The organism is Microcoleus vaginatus PCC 9802, from assembly GCA_022701275.1.
GTDB classification, from domain to species: Bacteria; Cyanobacteriota; Cyanobacteriia; order Cyanobacteriales; family Microcoleaceae; genus Microcoleus; species Microcoleus vaginatus_A.
The window spans coordinates 4,613,820-4,631,595 of record CP031740.1; the positions used below are offsets into that span (position 1 = coordinate 4,613,820).

The window sequence follows — 17,776 nt, forward strand, 5'->3', positions numbered from 1 at the left end:
CCCTCTGCGGCTTCTGCGGTTAAATAAAAAAAGCTAGATACTCACACTCAGAATTATATGGTACGCGGAAACTACGATCGACAAAAACCATATTTACGCAACCCCCACATCAACAAACCAATCGCCGAAATTTATGCAGACTTAGACGCCTTTAGCTGGGAGATATTTGAAGACCAACCCCACCGCTTCGATACCGTCAGTTTCTACGTCTTGCTTCCCCCGCTGTTTTACGAAGGCCGTTTCATTAAAGGGATATATTTCAGCGAAGCAGTCGAACTCATCAACAAACTCTTTCCCCAACTTTCTTCAGTATTTTTATCCTTCACCTATTCCCCCGGAATCTCCTACTCCTGGGCCCCCATAGCTGACGCCTACTCTAGTTTATACAAAAACCCGCAGCGGGATAAATGGTTTCGGGAAACTTATGTCGATCGCGCCCACAAACCAATTATACCCCTACAAGACACCGACTTCATCAACGAATACTTAATTTCCCCGCGCAACGTCCCCGCCAAAGACATCGACTTGCTAGCTGTGGCCCGAATTTCCGAAGAAAAAAATTTGCCAATCATAGCCAAAGCCTTAAAAGTTTACCGCCAAAAATATCCGCAAAAACCGATAAAATTAACAGTAGTCACCGGCCACGAATTTGATGCTAGCAACCTGAAAACTCTCGACCAGTACGCCTTACAAGAATGGCAACAAGTCGAGGAAATTTTAACCAATCCCTCCGACTACATTAACTTAGTGCCGAGAGTTGACTACTACAGCGAAATCCCCACATATTATTCGCGGGCGCAAGCATTCGTCCTCGGTTCCCTCCTCGAAGGAAAAAACCGGGGCATTACCGAAGCCATGAGTTGCAACGTACCAGTAATTTGTTTTGAAGAATTCAACCAATACGCCAGAGGAAACTCGCCAGTTTTCCCCGAAGGTGCCGGTCTTTACGCCAAGTTTGACCCGGAATCTCTCGCAGATACTATTTATACAGTATTGGAAAATCAAACAGAATTCAAACCGCGATATCAGTATTTAAAGCATTGCGGGCGCAAGAACTTTTTCAATACTTGTATAGACAGTTTTCCTTACTATCAGCACAACATTCCCGACTACAAGTCCGGAGATGCGATTAACAATTTGTGGCTGGATTTAGCAGTTCAGCAAAATTATCAAGTTAGCTTAAACAGCTTTTTGTACGGAGGTTCTCCCTTGTCTCATATTCGCGGGACAAATGCGATTCAGCACAATCTCGGCGAGTTAACAAAGTTTTTGTGAGCATCTGTACAGCAAACTAGAGTTATTGCATAAATCTTTGATTGATATGGCAACCGCAGATAAACGCAGATAAACGCAGATAAACGCAGATAATTTATAGTAAAACTCGGCGATAGAAAGCAATCCTACACAAACTTTCGACCGCCTAATGGGACTTAAACAAGTTTTAAGCCCAAACAAAGCCCAAACTGGCTTTATATAAAGTAAATAGGTCCCTGTTTTCTTGCAACCAGCCAAAAAACCTGTAAGATATAGCTGTTCTAAAAGCTGACAAAGCTTCAGTAAATGTTGTTAAAGGTTGGTTAGCCCACTGCCGACGCAATCCTCCTGTTAACTGATGCCAAATGATAAAAGTATAAGCACAAAATACTAATATTAAATGTCGATAAAGGCTTCTCTTTCCTCGGATTTGATATTCTTTTAACCCTAGCCATCCTTTAGCTTCACGGTAAAACACTTCTACCCAATTACGTTGGGAGTAAGTTGTTACTATCCATGATGCTGTTGCCCGCTCACTGGCAGCGTTAGTCACTAAATAATCAACTTCTGTGGCGGTAGAACAAGTCGGAGCATTCATGACGATAGCGACTGTTTTTGGCCCGGACATGGTTGAGAATTCTACTGTGATAGTTGCTACCCACACAGTTCTGGGCTTTTCCCGATTTAGTGTAATAGCACTTAAAGCCTCTGCTGGTAAACGTTTTGCTAATTCTGAGAGTTTGAGTTCTTCGGGTTGTCGCTCGGGTTCTATTTGACAGACTACTTTTCGATTTTTGGCTAATCCTCCTACATAGGTTAACTTCCTTTTCTCTAACTCCTGCAAAAATCTACTATTATTCCCATAGCCTGCATCGATTAAAACTACTGCTGGTCGCTCTTTCCTTTCTAAGCATTTGTCAATTAGTTTGATGGCTATATCGGGTTTTTTAATAAATTCTGGATTTTCTTTTCCTTGAGGTAACGAATGAGCGTGTTGATATAATTCAACATCAAGTGGTAGGCTTTTCACTCCATCATATAAGTGTGTAGTTACCACTACTACACCATTATCTGTTTTTCCGATTTCTCCAATATATTGCCGACCAACTCCTGCTGTTAAATTGCCACTTTTTCTGTGACCGGAATCATCTATTATCAGAGTAAACCCTCTGCTGATATGAGTCTGCCTACACTGCTGCATCACCTGCAACCGTCGTTGGTTAACTTGCTGGGCATTCCAAGGAGCTTCTGTCAAAAAATGATGCAATCGGTTGTATGTAACTCCTATACAGTCTCTTGACATCTGAGTCAGGTTTTTTCGCTCACTTTCTCCCAATAATCCCCCTAAATAGTGCTTAAACCCTGTTTTTTGGGCTTGATGGCTAAAAACATCGTCAAAACGACGACACCATCGATCGAAGCATGGTGGCATGGCGCTAGGAGTTGTTTCTTTCATTGCGCGTTTTTGACGTAAAAAGCTTAACCTGACTACATTATACTATTTTTAGCACAATTTTTTTGTTTAAGTCCCGCTAAGCGCTGCCGCGCTGGCTTCGCCCACGCGGACTAAAAAATCAACATATAGAGATTCGGGATAAGTTTTGTTTCAAAAGGCAGAAATATCGGCAAAAATCTTACTTGCCAAAACTCTTGCTAAATTCACAGGAACAGCATTGCCGACCATTTTGTATCCATCAGCAATATACTTGTACTTAAAAATAAACTCATCCGGGAAAGTCTGAACTCTCGCGCACTCTCGCACAGAAAGCCGACGGTAAGGCAGAGGCGAATTAGGGTCAAAAATGCGCTTATCTTTGCCAACCAAAATCATTTTACTAGCTTGAGGATGGAGAGGTGCGTGTCTGCCGCTGGCCTGAATTGTAAAAGAAGGTTCTGACCAACTTCGCACTCGATTGCGCGACATATAAATGCTCGAAAACCCCAAATCCGCACATTCGTGATTTGGGACAGAATCGTGATAATTATCTAATTTACCCTTAACTGACATAGGGGCGGCCTGCAAATCAAAAATCGCATCTTTCAGCGTCAAAACATCGGCTCCAGGTTCGGGAAACTCAAAACCAAAACCCAGAGTTTCCCGATAGCCAACAACAATCACCCTTTGCCTATCTTGGGGAACACCAAAATTTTTAGCATTTAACAACTTGTACGAAACCCGATACCCGATTTCCTCAAACTGCGATAATATATAAGTGAAAGCTTCCTTGTTTCTGGGAGCTAAGATTCCGCTAACATTCTCAGCTAAAAAAAACACAGGCTGCTTGTCGCGCACAATTCTGATATACTCCCAGAAAAGTTGACCCCGACTGTCATCAATTCCGCGTTTCGCCCCCGCTTCACTCCAACTTTGACAAGGAGGGCCGCCGATAATCCCAATACAATTGGGAATTTCATCAGAATTAATTTTTCTGATATCTCTGCGATCTAAAATGGTTTCAGGATGGTTAAACTCGTAGGTATCCCAAATAGACTTATCATATTCATTCGCCCAAACCGGATTAAACCCAGCTAAGCGAAAACCCAAATCCAACCCGCCACAACCCGAAAACAGAGAAATAATATTCATACCTATCGACATCTGTCTCCTCTCTTCCTTCGCGCCCTTCGCGCCTTCGCGGTTCGTTAAAAAATCCAATAATCCTCAATGAATGCAGAATCCATCCTTCAATCTTACCAACATTTCGGCGTCCATCTTGGACTTGAAAGAATTCACCAACTTCTCGAAAAACTAGACAACCCCCACAAACAAGTACCCATTATCCACGTTGCCGGCACCAATGGCAAAGGTTCCGTTTGCGCTTATCTCTCTTCCGTACTAACAGAAGCAGGCTATCGAGTTGGACGCTACACATCTCCGCACCTAATTGATTGGACAGAAAGAATTTGCATCAACCAAAAACCGATTTCCCCAACAGAATTGCAACAGTGTCTAGAACGAGTTGTAGCCGCCACCGAAAACAACACCGAAACTCCCACTCAATTTGAAATAATCACCGCAGCAGCTTGGCTGTATTTCGCCGAACAAAAAACAGACATCGCAGTGATAGAAACTGGATTGGGCGGTAGATTAGATGCGACTAACGTTTGCGAAACACCTCTCGCTAGCGTCATTACTTCTATCAGTCTCGAACACTGGCAAATACTAGGCCCCACCCTCGCAGATATTGCTGGGGAAAAAGCGGGAATTCTCAAATCAAAGTGTCCGGCAGTTATCGGAGAATTGCCAGAATCAGCTAGAATAGTAGTAGAAAAACGCATTCAAGAATTAGACGGTCCGGCAACTTGGGTAAAACCAGCAATAGATTTAGGACAAGGGTTCGCCGAATATCAGTTTAATCAAAATGCGGATAAAATAAAATATCAATTGCCGCTGCTGGGAAAAATTCAACTAATGAATTCAGCAATTGCGATCGCAACTTTGCAAATTCTCCAAAACCAAGGATGGCAAATTTCCCAAACCGCCATCGAAAACGGTATCGCCAAAACCCAATGGCCCGGAAGACTCCAGCAGACAACTTGGAAAAACCGCAACCTATTAATTGACGGCGCGCACAATCCAGCCGCAGCGATCGCCCTGCGTGAATATGTCGATAATCTTAACAGTTCCCAACCGATTAACTGGGTAATTGGGATTCTGGCTACCAAAGACTGCGACGATATTTTGAAAGCATTACTCAAAAAGGGCGATCGACTTTACCTAGTACCCGTACCCGATCACAACTCATCATCCCCCGCAGAATTAGCCGCCCTAGCTCAAATTATCTGCCCCGAATTAACTCTCTGTCAAGCCTTCTCCGACTTAACAACAGCTTTAGATGCTGCTGTTACAGGCGACAACCTAACAATCCTTTGCGGTTCGCTTTATCTCGTCGGCTATTTTCTGCAACAACAACAATCCCAAGCTTAAACGCATCAGAATTGTGTTTCTTCCTCAGTAAAGATAGGAGGCCACAATTCCGAAACGGGCAATTCCCAACCGGGAAAAAGTTCTGCTACTGTTAAAATATCGCCATTTCCTAAAACAGTCGGTTCACCTGTAGAGCCATAAATAGTCACTGTCTCTTCATCAGGATCGATCAGAATTCCGACGATCGCACCCAATTCTATAAACTTCAAAACCTTGGTTTCTATAAGCTTAATGCGATCGCTCTGAGATTTAATCTCAACCACCAAATCGGGGACAAGTTCTCCAAAATAACGCGGACTTTGGCGCAACCGGGCGGCCCGCACAAAAGAAACATCCGGTGCTTTGACATTCGTATCCGGCATGATGAAACCGCCTGCGGAGTCAAAGACTCTCCCCAAGCGACGGGGATAAACCCAGTTACCCAGCAAGCGAATCAAAATACTGCTGATTTCACTGGATACGATGTCTGATGGCCCCACAATTGAAAGTCTCCCGTCTTCTAGTTCAATTTTGTAATCTAAACCCGCTTCGGAAAAAAGGGTTTGAACTTGGTTTAAATCTTTGAGTGTCATCGCTGGCATAAGAATTTTCTCCTATTCCGATCTGAGCTTTGATTTTAACACGAGTCAAATTACTGAATATTTGAGGAATTCAGGCTAGATTTCTACAACTCATCAATCAAGCTGAATTTAGAAAGGCGATCGCACGGGATAAAGAAACCCGGTTTTTGGGATGAGCGATCGTTTTTATCAACAAACATTTACCTCTAAAATAGTCGAGATAGACTTATCCAGAGTTCTCCTCCGACTCCGCCTTGTGAAGAGGCGGTAATTTCATCATTCGATAATCACTTAAAAGCTTATATATACTTATTATATATGGCGGCACAGATTCCCATTATTTAATAATACGTCAAGTCGCAGAAAAAAGCAAGAGGCGAGATCAAAAAAAACCCCGCCCAGCTTCAATTAAAAACTACCTTTGATCCCAAGCCTTAGCCGCATCAGCAACAGCTTGGTCTACCGACTTCTCATCCAACATCGCCGCCTGCAAATTGTCATAAATCGCCTTTTGCAGCTTCTTAACATCCTTGAGAGGCGGAATCAATAGCTCGGCGGAACTCAACCCAGAAGCACTAACAACCCGAGCTCGATCGGCTGCAGGAGCATCAGCAGGAACGCTCTTAAAATAATCGTCCTGCAAAGCCTCAACCGTAGAAGGCAAAACATTAGCAGCCTTAGCAAAAGCCAACTGATTTTGAGAATTAGTCACGTACAAAGCAAACTTGACAGCATCATCAGGGCGCTTGCTGTCGCGGGGCACAACCAAATTCATCACCGCTACAGTCTTCTTGCCGGTTTCCCCCGTAATTTGAGGCGCAGCAGCCGAAACAGCACCAATACTCGGAGCATTCTCAGCAATCGCTTTCAAAAACTGAGGCCCCGAAGCCAACAAAGTAGTTTCCCCAGCTTGATAAAGCTCGATCGCCCTACGATGTCCCTGCACCAAAACATCCTGCGGCAAAAGTCCGTCCTTGTACAAATCTACCCAATACTGAAAAACAGCTTTGCCCTTAGCAGTATTAAAAGCAGCCTTGCCTTTAGCGTCAACCAAAGGCACACCCATCTGCACGAAAGATTGCAAAACTTCCGCCGAATCTTCCGGCACAAAAGTCACAAAAAAAGCAAACTTACCAGTCTTTTCCTTCACCTGCTTGGCAACAGTTGCCAACTCGGCATAGGTAGCCGGAGGCTTAGCAATTCCAGCCTTCTTCAACAAATCAGTATTGTAAATTGTCACCCCAGTCGTGAGGTACCAAGGAATGCCAAAACTCTTGCCGTCGAGTACGCCAGCTTTCCAGATATTTGGCAGATAGGTCGATCGAACTTGCTGCGGAATGCGAGAATCCAAATCCAGCCAAGCATTGCGTCCCGCCAACAGCGAAGCAAAATCGGGATTTAGGTTCACCACATCCGGCGCAGTTTTCGCCGAAACCGCCCCCAAAATCTTGCTTTCCATCGCCGACCAAGGAACGTCCACCCAGCGCACCTTCACCCCCGGATTTTCCGCTTCAAAACCGGCGATCGTCTTGTTGAAATACTCAGTAAACTGAGGTTGAAGCTGCATAGTCCAGAACTCGATTTCCGGCGTATTATTTGCCTGGGAATTAACAGCAGGCTTGCCGCAACTCACCACCGCAGCCAGCAGCAGCCCCACCAGTCCAAAAACAGCAAACAGTTGCCAAGATTTACGTTTCATAGAATAAAATTTGAGAGTTATGGGAACCGTTAGACAAAAAAGCGTGAAGCGAAGCTATCCCGTTCCCCGCAGGGGTTCCCGAAGGGTAGGGAATCGCCCGAATCAAGCGCGATCGAGTCAGTAACAGAGTTTTGTACCTGGGCACGGCGATCGAGAGAGTCGGTTTTTGTGCAGAATCGGCAGGTTTTCGGTCGATCGAGCTGGAATTTATTGACATTCGCAGCAGAATAGCTATTGTCAAGTAAATTGGATAGCATAAAATCGGAACTAGCGATCGCGCAACACAGACGGATCTGCGTAGCTACGGCGGGATACCGAGATTACAGCACTCTTGCGACAGTTGGAAACCAACCCTCCAACACCGGGCGCGCTTAATCAGGCTGGCCAACTACAAAAGAAAAAAATAGCAATTACCGGCGACCCAATCACATGGTTAACTTTTTCAAAGGTCTACTTTCCCAACGCCAGCCAGGAATCGGGATCGAAATAGCCCCAGACCGCATCAACATCATTCAGCTCGAAAAGAAAGCTCAGGCATTAAAATTAGGCATCCTAGCCTCCATAGAAGTTCCAGAAGACTATGTACAAGAAGGACAAATAGTCGATCCGCCTGGAATGGCAGAACTAATAAAAGCCGTCCTCGCCGAAAACAAAATCAAAGCCAAGCGAGTAGCCACAGCCATTCCCGGCCGCGAAGCCGTCATCCGCCTCATCCCAGTTCCCGCAGAGCTCAACGAAGAAGAACTGCGGGATTACATGAATGCAGAAGCAGGACTGTACTTGCCGTTTCCCAGAGAAGACGCCGACGTAGACTATCAAAAAATAGGCCTATTTGTAGATGACGACGGAGTAGAAAAAGTGCAAGTCGTGTTAGTAGCCACCCGCAGAGAAGTTACCGACACATACATCGAAACCTTCAAAGAAGCCGGACTGATTATAGACGTGCTAGAAGTAACCAGTTTTGCCCTAATCCGCACCCTCAAAGACCAACTGCAACAATTTTCGTCCCAAGAAGCCGCAGTTCTCACCGCCATAGAATTTGACAGCACCGAGTTAGCTATAGTAGTGGACGGTATACCTCAGTTCAACCGTACCATCCCGATCGGCACCTACCAAATCCAGACCGCCCTCAACCAAGCCATGAACCTGCCGCCAACCAGAGACACCAGCGAACTGCAAGGCATGACCCTGCCAGTCACAGATACAATGGGGGCATCGGGAGACGCCAATCCCGGCACAAATGCGATGATAAAAGTATTGGGAGAACTAGCAGACGAACTGCGCCGCTCAGTAGACTTTTACCTCAACCAGAGCGAAGAACTCGAAGTAGCGCAACTGCTGCTAGCAGGCCCGGGAGCTGCGATCGGCAAACTAGACGAATTTTTTATGCAAAGATTAAGCTTGCCCGCATCTCAAGTCGATCCCATCGAAACCCTAGGACTCGAAATCAGCCAAGAAATTACCCCAGAACAGCGAGCAGGTTTAGGAGTCGCCCTAGGTTTAGGACTGAGGGAGGTTATGTGAACTAACAGTTTTAGATGAGAGAAAAACCGATTTGAGAATTTTAGGTAAAAGCCCCTTCCAAAAGAAGAAGGCAGAAAGCAGAAGGTAGAATATTGGAGGTAGAAGGTAGAAGGTAAAAGGTAGAATATATCTGAGGTAGAAGCAGCCCCTTCCTTCAGTAGAAGGCAGAAAGTTGTTTCTTTCTTCCCTAAATAAATCCTTCACTTGTACCAGCAATCTTGGGTTCTGTCTAAAATCTAAAATTTCAAATTTAAATCTATAGCAACAGCCAAGACTGTTAGGACCTTCTTAATTGCTGAAACATAAGCGGTAGATCACTTTTTCCTTCTACCTTCTACCTTCTACCTTGTGCCTTCTACCTTCTTCCTTCTGCTATAAAATCCAGTGAAGCCATGTACAGCCTAGATATTAATTTTCTCAACGACCGTCCGGACTACAAACCCGTTGCAGCAGCCAAAAGCTCAACTAAAAAAAGTTCCGGTGGAGCCAAAGACCAACTGCCCATATATGGGGCGGTACTGTTTGCCTTTGGGATCAACGCCGCAGTCATGGGCGCCTGGTGGTGGGCGACTAACGAAAATACCAAATTAGCCGCACAACAAGCAACCATCGACCAAGAACTGGCAAAGTTAAACACTCAAGCCAGCACCATCAAAGCCATCAACGCCGAAACTGACCAAGTTACCGCCGAATACAAAGCATTAGCTGGAGTATTCGACCAAATTAAACCTTGGTCGGCGATGCTGCAAGACCTCAGTGCCCGTACTCCGGCGGGAGTGCAAATTGGCAAAATCGAGCAAATCGACCCGAGTCCCTCCCCCGTTGCAGCAGCACCCCCTCCCCCCGCAGCTACCCCCGCAGCCAGCCCGTCCCCAGGGGCGAGTCCGTCCCCAGCCAGCCCTACTCCGGCTGCTGCTCCCCCCCCCGTCGTCCCGCAGCAGGCAGCAAAAGTACAAATTTCAGGGATAGCCAGTACCTTTGCCCAAGTTAACGACTTTATGCTGCTAGTCCAGCGCTCTCCTTTCTTCCTCAACACCGATACCAAACTGGTAGCGGCCACATTAAAGAACAACCCCGCACAATTACAAGTACGCAACCAAAACGCAGCACCACCAGAACTTCCTAAACTGCGACCGGTGGTGGAATATAAAATTGAAACGACGCTCAGCCCGACTGGGGCCTCCGAGTTGCTCCCCGAGCTCCGCAGCAAGCAAGCAGACGGGCTAGCAATACGGATAGAAACACTTCAAGAAAAAGGAGTGCTAGAACCACAAAAATCAGAGGTGAAAAAACAATGACAGCAAATCAGTTTATTCCCAGCGGCGCACAAGCAGAAGAGACAGGGGCTCAGGAAATATTCGGCATTAAGCTGACACCCCAAGTCCAAGCAATCGGCATCGCCGTTCTCGGTCTCGGAATTGCGGGGTACCTAGGCTACCAGTTCGTACTGCCAGAATTCCAAAAAAGCGGCGAATTCAAGCAAAAACTTAGCGAAAGCCAGCAAACGCAACTGCAATTGCAAAGTCAAATTCAAAAAAAGGCAGAAGCAGAAGCAAAGCAAGAAGAAGCAAAACAGCGTCGGGCAAACGTGACGGCAATGTTTGCCAGCGACGCCAGCGCCAACACGCTTTTGCTTGACATGACCCAACTGGTTAATAGAATCAACGCCGGCGTGCAAGGAGATGACCTCAAGGCTAAAATTACCAAATTTGAGCCGGATATGCCCCCAGCAGCAGCAACCGCCGCGCCCGGAGCTCCAGACCCTGATATTCTGGCGGATACCTCCTTCGGGCCGTCCCTGGCTGGCAAGCTCAGACGCAAAAAATTTAAGGTAGAGTTTGAAGGCACTTTCGCTCAAACCCGCAATTTTATGCGTAACTTGGAGTTGATGCAGTCGCTGTTGGTAGTGAGGAATTTGAAATCTGAATTGCTAGCATCAAATCAGCCAATTGAAGTTGATTTTTTGAAAGGTAAAATAGTTCCTGTGGAGCAGCCACCAACTAAAATTAAAACTGCTTTTGACTTGCACGCCCTGCTGCCGTTAAAGCAAGAAGAAAAACCGCCAACTCCAGCTCCAAGTCCTGGTGCTAAGTAGCTGTAGTTGGGCGGATATTAGCTATTGTTCCAAACTCGCTCTTTCACCAGAAGGGAGAAGGCAGAAGGTTGAAATTGGATGATTGAAGGTAGAAGTCAAAAAATTATGAATGCCACAAAATTATTTTTTTATATGGCAATCAACAATTTGCTCTAAAACCTACTTTCTTCTAATACCAGTTTCAAAAATTAATGGAGCTGTAGAATAGCTTCTAACCCTTAGGTCATCAGTTATTCCCAAGCGAGAATCTTTCAGTCAGTTTAGCAGCTAGCGACAAAAGACTGCGAACAACAAATAACACAGTGTAGTGGAGGAGAGAACGTGAAACAGCATCTACGGTTAAGTGGAGGACTCTTATGCAGCGTTGCAGGAGTTCTGATCGCCCAAGCCCCCGTCTTGGCAGCGCCGACTCAAGTCACAGGAGTGCAAGTAAGTCAAGGTAATAATGGCGTAAATATTGTGCTGGCGACAGAAAAGGGCGATCGCCCGCAAGTTTTCGCCATCAATAACGGCAATACTTACCAAGCCACAATTGTTAACACCCAGCTCCGCTTGCCACAAGGCAACAGCTTCCGTCAAGATAACCCCGCTCCGGGAATTTCTTCAGTAGAAATCAGCCAGGTAGAGGCTAACAGCATCCGCGTTGTGGTAGCCGGCACCAACGGAGTTCCCAACGGACAAATTGTGCCGGGACAAGGCCAAAGCATCGTCCTCAGCGTTGCCGGACAGGGTGGTACAGTACAGTCTGCCCAAACAGCACCTCCGCCGCCTCCAGGCCTGCCACTGAGCCAAACAGCTCCCCCGCCGGCTCCCCAAGTCCGCACCTCCCAAAACCCAGGCGTGCTGCTGCCCAATCCCGAAGTTAGTGTTACCAGGAACGATCGCCCGCCCCTCCCCAGCGAAATTCAATCCCAGACAAATCAGGCTGCCCCTTTCCAGCCGCGGGCAGTTGCTCCGCCCTTGGGAGATATCGCGGTGTCTAACATCGCCCCCGGCGCGGGAAATATTGAACTGAGTTCGGGAGAACGCATCCCCCGCTTGGTGCTGCGGGATGCCCCAGTCCGGGACGTTTTGGCTCTGCTGGCTCGCGCTGCTGGCTTGAACATTGCTTTTACAGGTGGCGGGGCCCCTGGTCAACCCGGCCAGCCCGCAGTGCCTGGTCAGCCGGGAGCCTCCGGTTCAGATGAAGGGCCGAAGATTTCTTTGGACATCGAAAATGAGTCGGTGCAAGATGTCTTTAATTACGTGCTGCGGCTCAGCGGACTGCAAGCTAACCGGCAGGGGCGGACGATTTTTGTAGGGACTAGCTTGCCTATCGACTCGCGCAATATTATCATTCGGACTTTGCGGCTCAATCAAGTTCGCTCTACGGATGCAGCTAACTTTTTGAGCGCTCAAGGCGCGGAAAGTCAACTGCCGATTACTCGGGTGACTATTCAAAGCGTGGGTCAGGGAAATGCGGCGCGGGATGTGGAAATTAGGGAACCGGACATTAAGGCGATCGGCGCTACCCAAGGCACCGGGCCGCTCTTGCTGAGGGGACTGTCGGTGCTGGCGGATGCGAGGCTCAATTCCATCACTTTGGTGGGCGACCCGCGCAAAGTTGACATGGCTGTGGCTTTCTTGACACAGCTAGATTTGCGGCGCCGTCAAGTCGCTGTCAACGTCAAGGTGATCGATATCAACTTGTTGGGAGACAACAGAACTAACAGCAGCTTCTCTTTCGGAATTAATAATAATTTCTTCGTCAATGACAATGGGGCGGCCACTCTCAATTTTGGTGGCATTAATCCACCCACTGGCGATGCTGCCCGACAGGGGATCCTCGCTCGACCGATCACCGGCAATCCAGTAACCGGGGATGTTTTCTACGATGCGAACGGCCGGCGTATCGTGCCATTTACAGGTCAAGGTCTCGAAGGTCCCGCCAAAGGTGTGTTCCTCCAGCCGACAGCCCCAGTTACTAATAACCCCACGCGAGTGGGAATTACGGATTACGAGCCAGGCTCGGCAACCGCCTCAGGAAGTGCAGAGTTCGGCCTGTTCCCGCTGTTCCAGTATCCGAGGAGGTTCCTGTCGGCGTTGCAGGCAACTATTCAGAGCCGGAATGCCAAAATCCTGACCGATCCGACTCTGGTGGTTCAAGAAGGAGAAACGGCGAATGTGAATATTACTGATGAAGTGATTACTAACATCACGTCGCAAACGCAGAGTACCGGAAATACAAGTACCCAAACGGTGACGGCTGTCAAAGACAGGGCTGGTTTGCAGTTGGGGGTGGCGATCGATCGAATTGACGACAACGGTTTTGTCTCTCTGCGGGTAAACCCGATTATCAGGACACCCGGCAACACTCAAAACCTTTCCACTGGCCCGAATACCAATAGTATCACTCTGCTGGGCGAGCGATCGTTGCAATCGGGGCTAATTCGCCTGCGGGACGGTCAGACTTTGATTGTTTCGGGGATTATCCGCGACGAAGAACGGGTTACAGCGAACAAGATTCCGATTTTGGGAGATTTGCCGATTATCGGTTCGCTGTTCAGGAGCACCAGTAAGGCTAACCAGCGGGCGGAGTTGATTGTATTGCTGACACCGCAGATTTTGGATGATAGCGATCGATCGAATTTTGGCTACCAAAACAGCATCAGTCCCGACGCGCGCCAACTGTTGCAGCGCAGTCAGCCAGTCCAGCCGAGACAGTAGGAAGTAAGGAAAAATTCCTTGCTGTCAACTTTCCACGCTCTTTACTCTGAGTCCGACAGTCCGACAGGAGTTGAAACCCCTGCCTCACAGCTAAAGTCCTCTAAAAGAGAACTAAAAATTAGTATTTGAGTCGGTTAAAACCGACTTCAGCTATGAGACAGGGACTTCCGTCCCTGGCGGGTTTCGGGAGAATGAAACAGCCCTGCCCCACGGGGGAAAGAAAGAAGGAAGAAGGAAAAAATTTTTCCTTTAGCCCTTGACAAATTACATTTTATTCCTTCAATTTCTCCTTTTTGTTTGCTCGCAAATCCACCGAGGCGAGAAATCTTCTTTCCAAGGTGGTATTTTTTTACCTAAATTTTGGGATTAATTAAAAAAATTGTCCAAATCCATATAAATTAAAGGTTCCACCGATCCATAACGGTCGGCAAGACTTTAGAATAATGCAGTGAAAATTAGATGCTGTGGGGTTTTCAGCAATTAGAAACAAAAATTCCTTTTCTGACCAATTACCCTAGGGTAATTGGTATTCAGCAGGAGTTGTGATTCGGGGAAGCGGACGGGAGCAATCGGGAACCACCCAAACCTCCCAAGCCACGCCTCAATCCAGTTGATAACTCACGGCTAATAGTTGAACTAACTCTGTTTAACGTAATTTTGCAAATCCAGAAGGAGTTCGCAATGAACAAAGGTGAATTGGTTGATGCAGTCGCGGAAAAGGCTAGCGTGACGAAAAAACAGGCAGATGCTGTTTTGAGTGCCGCCCTTGAAGCAATCATGGAAGCTGTCTCCGATGGCGACAAAGTGACGCTGGTCGGTTTTGGCTCATTTGAGTCGCGGGAACGCAAAGCCCGCGAGGGTCGCAATCCCAAAACTGGCGACAAGATGGAAATCCCGGCAACCAGAGTTCCTGCATTTTCCGCAGGGAAGTTGTTTAAGGACAGAGTTGCACCGCCGAAAAACGCGGAATAGCTGGCGCACTGAGTCTTGATTAGACCTGTACACGGTGGGAATTTAGCTTGGGCAGCCGCACTGGCAGGCTGCCCTGCCTCTGCTATTCTCGATTTTTCGGCGAGTATCAGTCCTTTGGGCCCTCCTGAGTCGGCCCTGGATGCGATTCAAGCACACTTGAGCAGTCTGACGGCTTACCCTGATCCGGATTATGGGGAGCTCAGGACTGCTTTGGGTGAGGCTTTGAATGTTGACCGGGATTGGATTTTGCCGGGGAATGGTTCGGCGGAATTGTTGACTTGGGCGGCTTGGGATTTGTCGAAGCTGGAGGCGACTTATTTGGTGACTCCGGCTTTTGGCGATTACTCGCGGGCTCTTTCGGCTTTCGGCGCGCAGGTGCTGAAATGCCCTTTGGAACTGCAATCGTTGGACGCGGAGGCTGGAAGCCGGTTAGTAACGGATGATTTGTCGGTTTCTAACCGTTCCCTTGTCTCCCCTTCTCTCTGTCTCCCAGTTCCTCTTGCTATCGATGCCAATCGACGAGGTTTACTCCTGAACAACCCGCACAATCCTACGGGTTTGCTGTTTGCTAGGGAGGCGATTTTGCCTTATTTGAAGCAGTTAGGTATGGTGGTGGTGGATGAGGCCTTTATGGACTTTCTACCGCCTTCTGAGCAGGAAACTTTGATCGATGATGTTGAGGAGTTTCCGAATTTGGTGATTTTACGATCGCTCACTAAATTCTATTCTCTGCCGGGACTGCGCTTGGGCTGTGCGATCGCCCATCCCGATATTCTGCGTCGCTGGCAGCAGCAGCGCGATCCTTGGCCTGTGAATGCTTTGGCTGCTGCTGCTGCTGCTGCTGTGGTGCGAGATGCGGCTTTTGAGCGGCAAACCTGGGATTGGCTGCCAGTTGCTCGCCGAGAGCTATTTGAGGGTTTGGCTAATTTACCGGGTTTGCAGCCTTTTGCAGGAGCGGCTAATTTCTTGTTGGTTGAGTCGTCGATGTCGGTTTCTTCTATTCAAAAAAGTCTGTTGGAACGACACCGAATTTTGATTCGGGATTGTTTAAGTTTTCCTGAGTTGGGCGATCGATTTTTTCGGGTGGCTGTGCGCTCAAGGCCGGACAATCTGCGGCTGATTGCTGGACTTGCCGAAGTTATTCATTAGGTGACTGTTGATTGTTGATAGTGGACTGTTGGTTGACTGTTTTCAGTTGTCAGGTGACTGTTTATAATAAATAAATAACTCATAAATAACTCATACATAACTAACAAATAACTAACAACTGACTTTTTTATTTATGCTTGACTATGATTTAGTGATTATTGGTGGAACTCCGGCGGGACGTTATGCTGCTTTGACTGCAACTAATTTCCCGGCTCGCGTTGCTTTGGTGGAACCGCTAAGTAATTCCCAAGATTTGCCGACAGGGGGGAAAGAGTCGATCGACCTTGGTTTGAGATACAGCCAAACTTTGAGGGAGGCGGCTCGTTTTGCCCAGCAGATCAGCCGTCAGCAGTTGGGGGTGCGCTGGGAAGTCGCTAATTCCTCTATGCCGATCAAATTGCGGTTTGAGGGGGTTCTAAAGTGGGCCGAGGGTGTTGTTTCTAATTTGTCAGAAATTGATGATCTCGGCGTTTTGGCTGCTCGCGGGGTCGATGTTATTTTTGGCAGTGGCGAGTTTGTGGCGAAACCGGATTTAGCTTTTGTCGCGGGCGGTAGGAAATTGCGATCGCTATGTTATTTGCTAGCTTCTCCAACTCTGCCGGCGATTCCCAATATTGAAGGACTTTCGTCGGCTGGCTTTTTTACTTCGGAAACTGTCGGGGAATTAGCAAAACTTCCACAGTTGCCTAAAAGTTTGGCTGTAATCGGCGCCGATCCCAGCGGGGTCGAAGTGGCTCAGACTTTTGCCCGGCTGGGGGTTGCTGTCACTTTGGTGGTGAAAAGTGCACATATTTTGGCTAAAGAAGACCGGGAGGCTGCTGGTTTGGTGCAAGCTGGAATGGAAGCTGAAGGGGTGCGGATTCTGACTGCAACTGAGGTGACTCAAGCTAGGGTGATTGAGGGTAAAAAGTGGATTCAAGCTGGGCCAAGGGCGATCGAAGCTGAGGAGATTTTTCTAGCCGCCGGTAGAGGGCACGATTTTTCATCGTTAAATCTCGAAGTGGCTGGGGTTAAATTCAGCGATCGGGGGGTGATTTTAAATGAAAAGCTGCAAACAACTAATCACCGCATTTACGCGATCGGCGATGTGGCTGGGGGTTATCCGTTCCCTCACCTCGCTAATTACGAAGCTGCGGTTGCTGTGAAAAATGCTTTGTTTTTGCCGCTGTTTCAAATAGATTATCGTGGGATTCCTTGGGCGATTTTTTCTGACCCGCAATTGGCGAGGGTTGGCTTGACTGAAGCGCAAGCAAGGCGCCGTTTTGGAGACGATCTCATTGTTTGTCGGGAATATTTCAAGAATGTTGAAAGAGCTCAAATGTGCGGGGAGACAACTGGTTTTTGTAAGATTGTCGGGCGTCGCAACGGGGAGATGTTGGGAGCGAGTATTGTGGGGCCGCAAGCTGCTGAGTTAATTCACGCGATCGCTTTGGCTGTGCGTCACGGCATGAAGGTTGAGGCGATCGCCCAACTTCCTTATATTTGGTCGAGTCTTTCGGCAATTAACGGTCAAACTGCTGCTGTTTGGGAGTCGCAGCGCTTGGGCAGCAATACTTTTATGCAGAATTTGTGGGAGAATTTGTTTCACTGGCGCAGGTATTGGAAGTGAAACAATCAAAGGGGTAATTGGTAATTTGTAATTGGTAAGTATGTGAGTGGCAAAATATAATTGACTTGGGCTAATTCCACAGTCGGCTTGTGAACTTTGGCATTTAATTCCTGATTCACTTATTAGAGTGGGGCAGCTTGTTGTGGCATCTGGACAAATAATTTAGCTTGGAGTCTATGACTCCCTACCCATGCTTCATCTAGCCCACAAACTCGATTTCCTCTGCTTCCTGCTTTAAATGCAGAGTCGCCCGAATTGTAATGATGAGATTAAATTATGA

14 protein-coding genes are annotated in these 17,776 nt (G+C 47.5%); 9 read left to right on the forward strand and 5 right to left on the reverse strand.

Annotation, left to right across the window (positions count from 1 at the left end; all coding sequences use genetic code 11):
* Positions 1-57: 57 nt before the first annotated feature.
* Positions 58-1,275, forward strand: a complete 1,218-nt coding sequence (locus D0A34_18745; GenBank protein ID UNU20643.1) for a glycosyltransferase — start codon at positions 58-60, stop codon at positions 1,273-1,275.
* 166 nt (positions 1,276-1,441) lie between these two features.
* Here D0A34_18745 and D0A34_18750 read toward each other — a convergent pair whose 3' ends face one another.
* Together D0A34_18750 and dcm are read right to left on the reverse strand one after the other, a co-directional pair.
* Positions 1,442-2,710, reverse strand: coding sequence for an IS701 family transposase (locus D0A34_18750; GenBank protein UNU20644.1), 1,269 nt, complete (start codon positions 2,708-2,710; stop codon positions 1,442-1,444).
* 150 nt (positions 2,711-2,860) lie between these two features.
* Complete coding sequence (gene dcm, locus D0A34_18755) at positions 2,861-3,841, reverse strand: DNA (cytosine-5-)-methyltransferase (GenBank protein ID UNU20645.1); 981 nt, start codon at positions 3,839-3,841, stop codon at positions 2,861-2,863.
* A 78-nt stretch (positions 3,842-3,919) separates the two neighbouring features.
* Here dcm and D0A34_18760 point away from each other — a divergent pair, with 78 nt between their 5' ends.
* Positions 3,920-5,182, forward strand: coding sequence for a bifunctional folylpolyglutamate synthase/dihydrofolate synthase (locus D0A34_18760; GenBank protein UNU20646.1), 1,263 nt, complete (start codon positions 3,920-3,922; stop codon positions 5,180-5,182).
* A 5-nt stretch (positions 5,183-5,187) separates the two neighbouring features.
* Here D0A34_18760 and D0A34_18765 read toward each other — a convergent pair whose 3' ends face one another.
* From D0A34_18765 to D0A34_18775, 3 genes are all read right to left on the reverse strand, one after another.
* The gene (locus D0A34_18765) at positions 5,188-5,763 is read right to left on the reverse strand and encodes a Uma2 family endonuclease (protein UNU20647.1); all 576 of its coding nucleotides are present in this window, start codon (positions 5,761-5,763) and stop codon (positions 5,188-5,190) included.
* 394 nt (positions 5,764-6,157) lie between these two features.
* Positions 6,158-7,441 (reverse strand): sugar ABC transporter substrate-binding protein, encoded by a 1,284-nt coding sequence (locus D0A34_18770; GenBank protein ID UNU20648.1) that lies wholly within the window; start codon positions 7,439-7,441, stop codon positions 6,158-6,160.
* The gene (locus D0A34_18775; GenBank protein ID UNU20649.1) at positions 7,431-7,658 is read right to left on the reverse strand and encodes a hypothetical protein; all 228 of its coding nucleotides are present in this window, start codon (positions 7,656-7,658) and stop codon (positions 7,431-7,433) included. Before D0A34_18775 ends, D0A34_18770 begins: the two co-directional genes overlap by 11 nt.
* Positions 7,659-7,870: 212 nt before the next feature.
* Here D0A34_18775 and pilM point away from each other — a divergent pair, with 212 nt between their 5' ends.
* The 7 genes from pilM (at position 7,871) to D0A34_18810 (ending at position 17,496) form a co-directional block, all read left to right on the forward strand.
* Entirely contained in the window at positions 7,871-8,965 is a 1,095-nt protein-coding gene (gene pilM, locus D0A34_18780; GenBank protein ID UNU20650.1) for a type IV pilus assembly protein PilM, read from the forward strand.
* 392 nt (positions 8,966-9,357) lie between these two features.
* Complete coding sequence (locus tag D0A34_18785) at positions 9,358-10,263, forward strand: fimbrial assembly protein (protein ID UNU20651.1); 906 nt, start codon at positions 9,358-9,360, stop codon at positions 10,261-10,263.
* Positions 10,260-11,060: a pilus assembly protein PilO gene (locus D0A34_18790; protein ID UNU20652.1), complete on the forward strand. Its 801-nt coding sequence runs from the start codon at positions 10,260-10,262 to the stop codon at positions 11,058-11,060. Before D0A34_18785 ends, D0A34_18790 begins: the two co-directional genes overlap by 4 nt.
* 321 nt (positions 11,061-11,381) lie before the next feature.
* Positions 11,382-13,766 carry a type IV pilus secretin family protein gene (locus D0A34_18795; protein UNU20653.1) on the forward strand — a complete coding sequence of 795 codons (2,385 nt, stop codon included), beginning with the start codon at positions 11,382-11,384 and terminating at the stop codon, positions 13,764-13,766.
* A gap of 681 nt (positions 13,767-14,447) precedes the next feature.
* A complete protein-coding gene (locus tag D0A34_18800; protein UNU20654.1) occupies positions 14,448-14,738 on the forward strand; it encodes an HU family DNA-binding protein in 291 nt (96 codons plus the stop codon).
* Positions 14,739-14,753: 15 nt separating this feature from the next.
* Positions 14,754-15,887: a threonine-phosphate decarboxylase gene (locus D0A34_18805; GenBank protein UNU20655.1), complete on the forward strand. Its 1,134-nt coding sequence runs from the start codon at positions 14,754-14,756 to the stop codon at positions 15,885-15,887.
* Between the two features lie 133 nt (positions 15,888-16,020).
* Positions 16,021-17,496 (forward strand): NAD(P)/FAD-dependent oxidoreductase, encoded by a 1,476-nt coding sequence (locus tag D0A34_18810; protein ID UNU20656.1) that lies wholly within the window; start codon positions 16,021-16,023, stop codon positions 17,494-17,496.
* Positions 17,497-17,776: the final 280 nt, after the last annotated feature.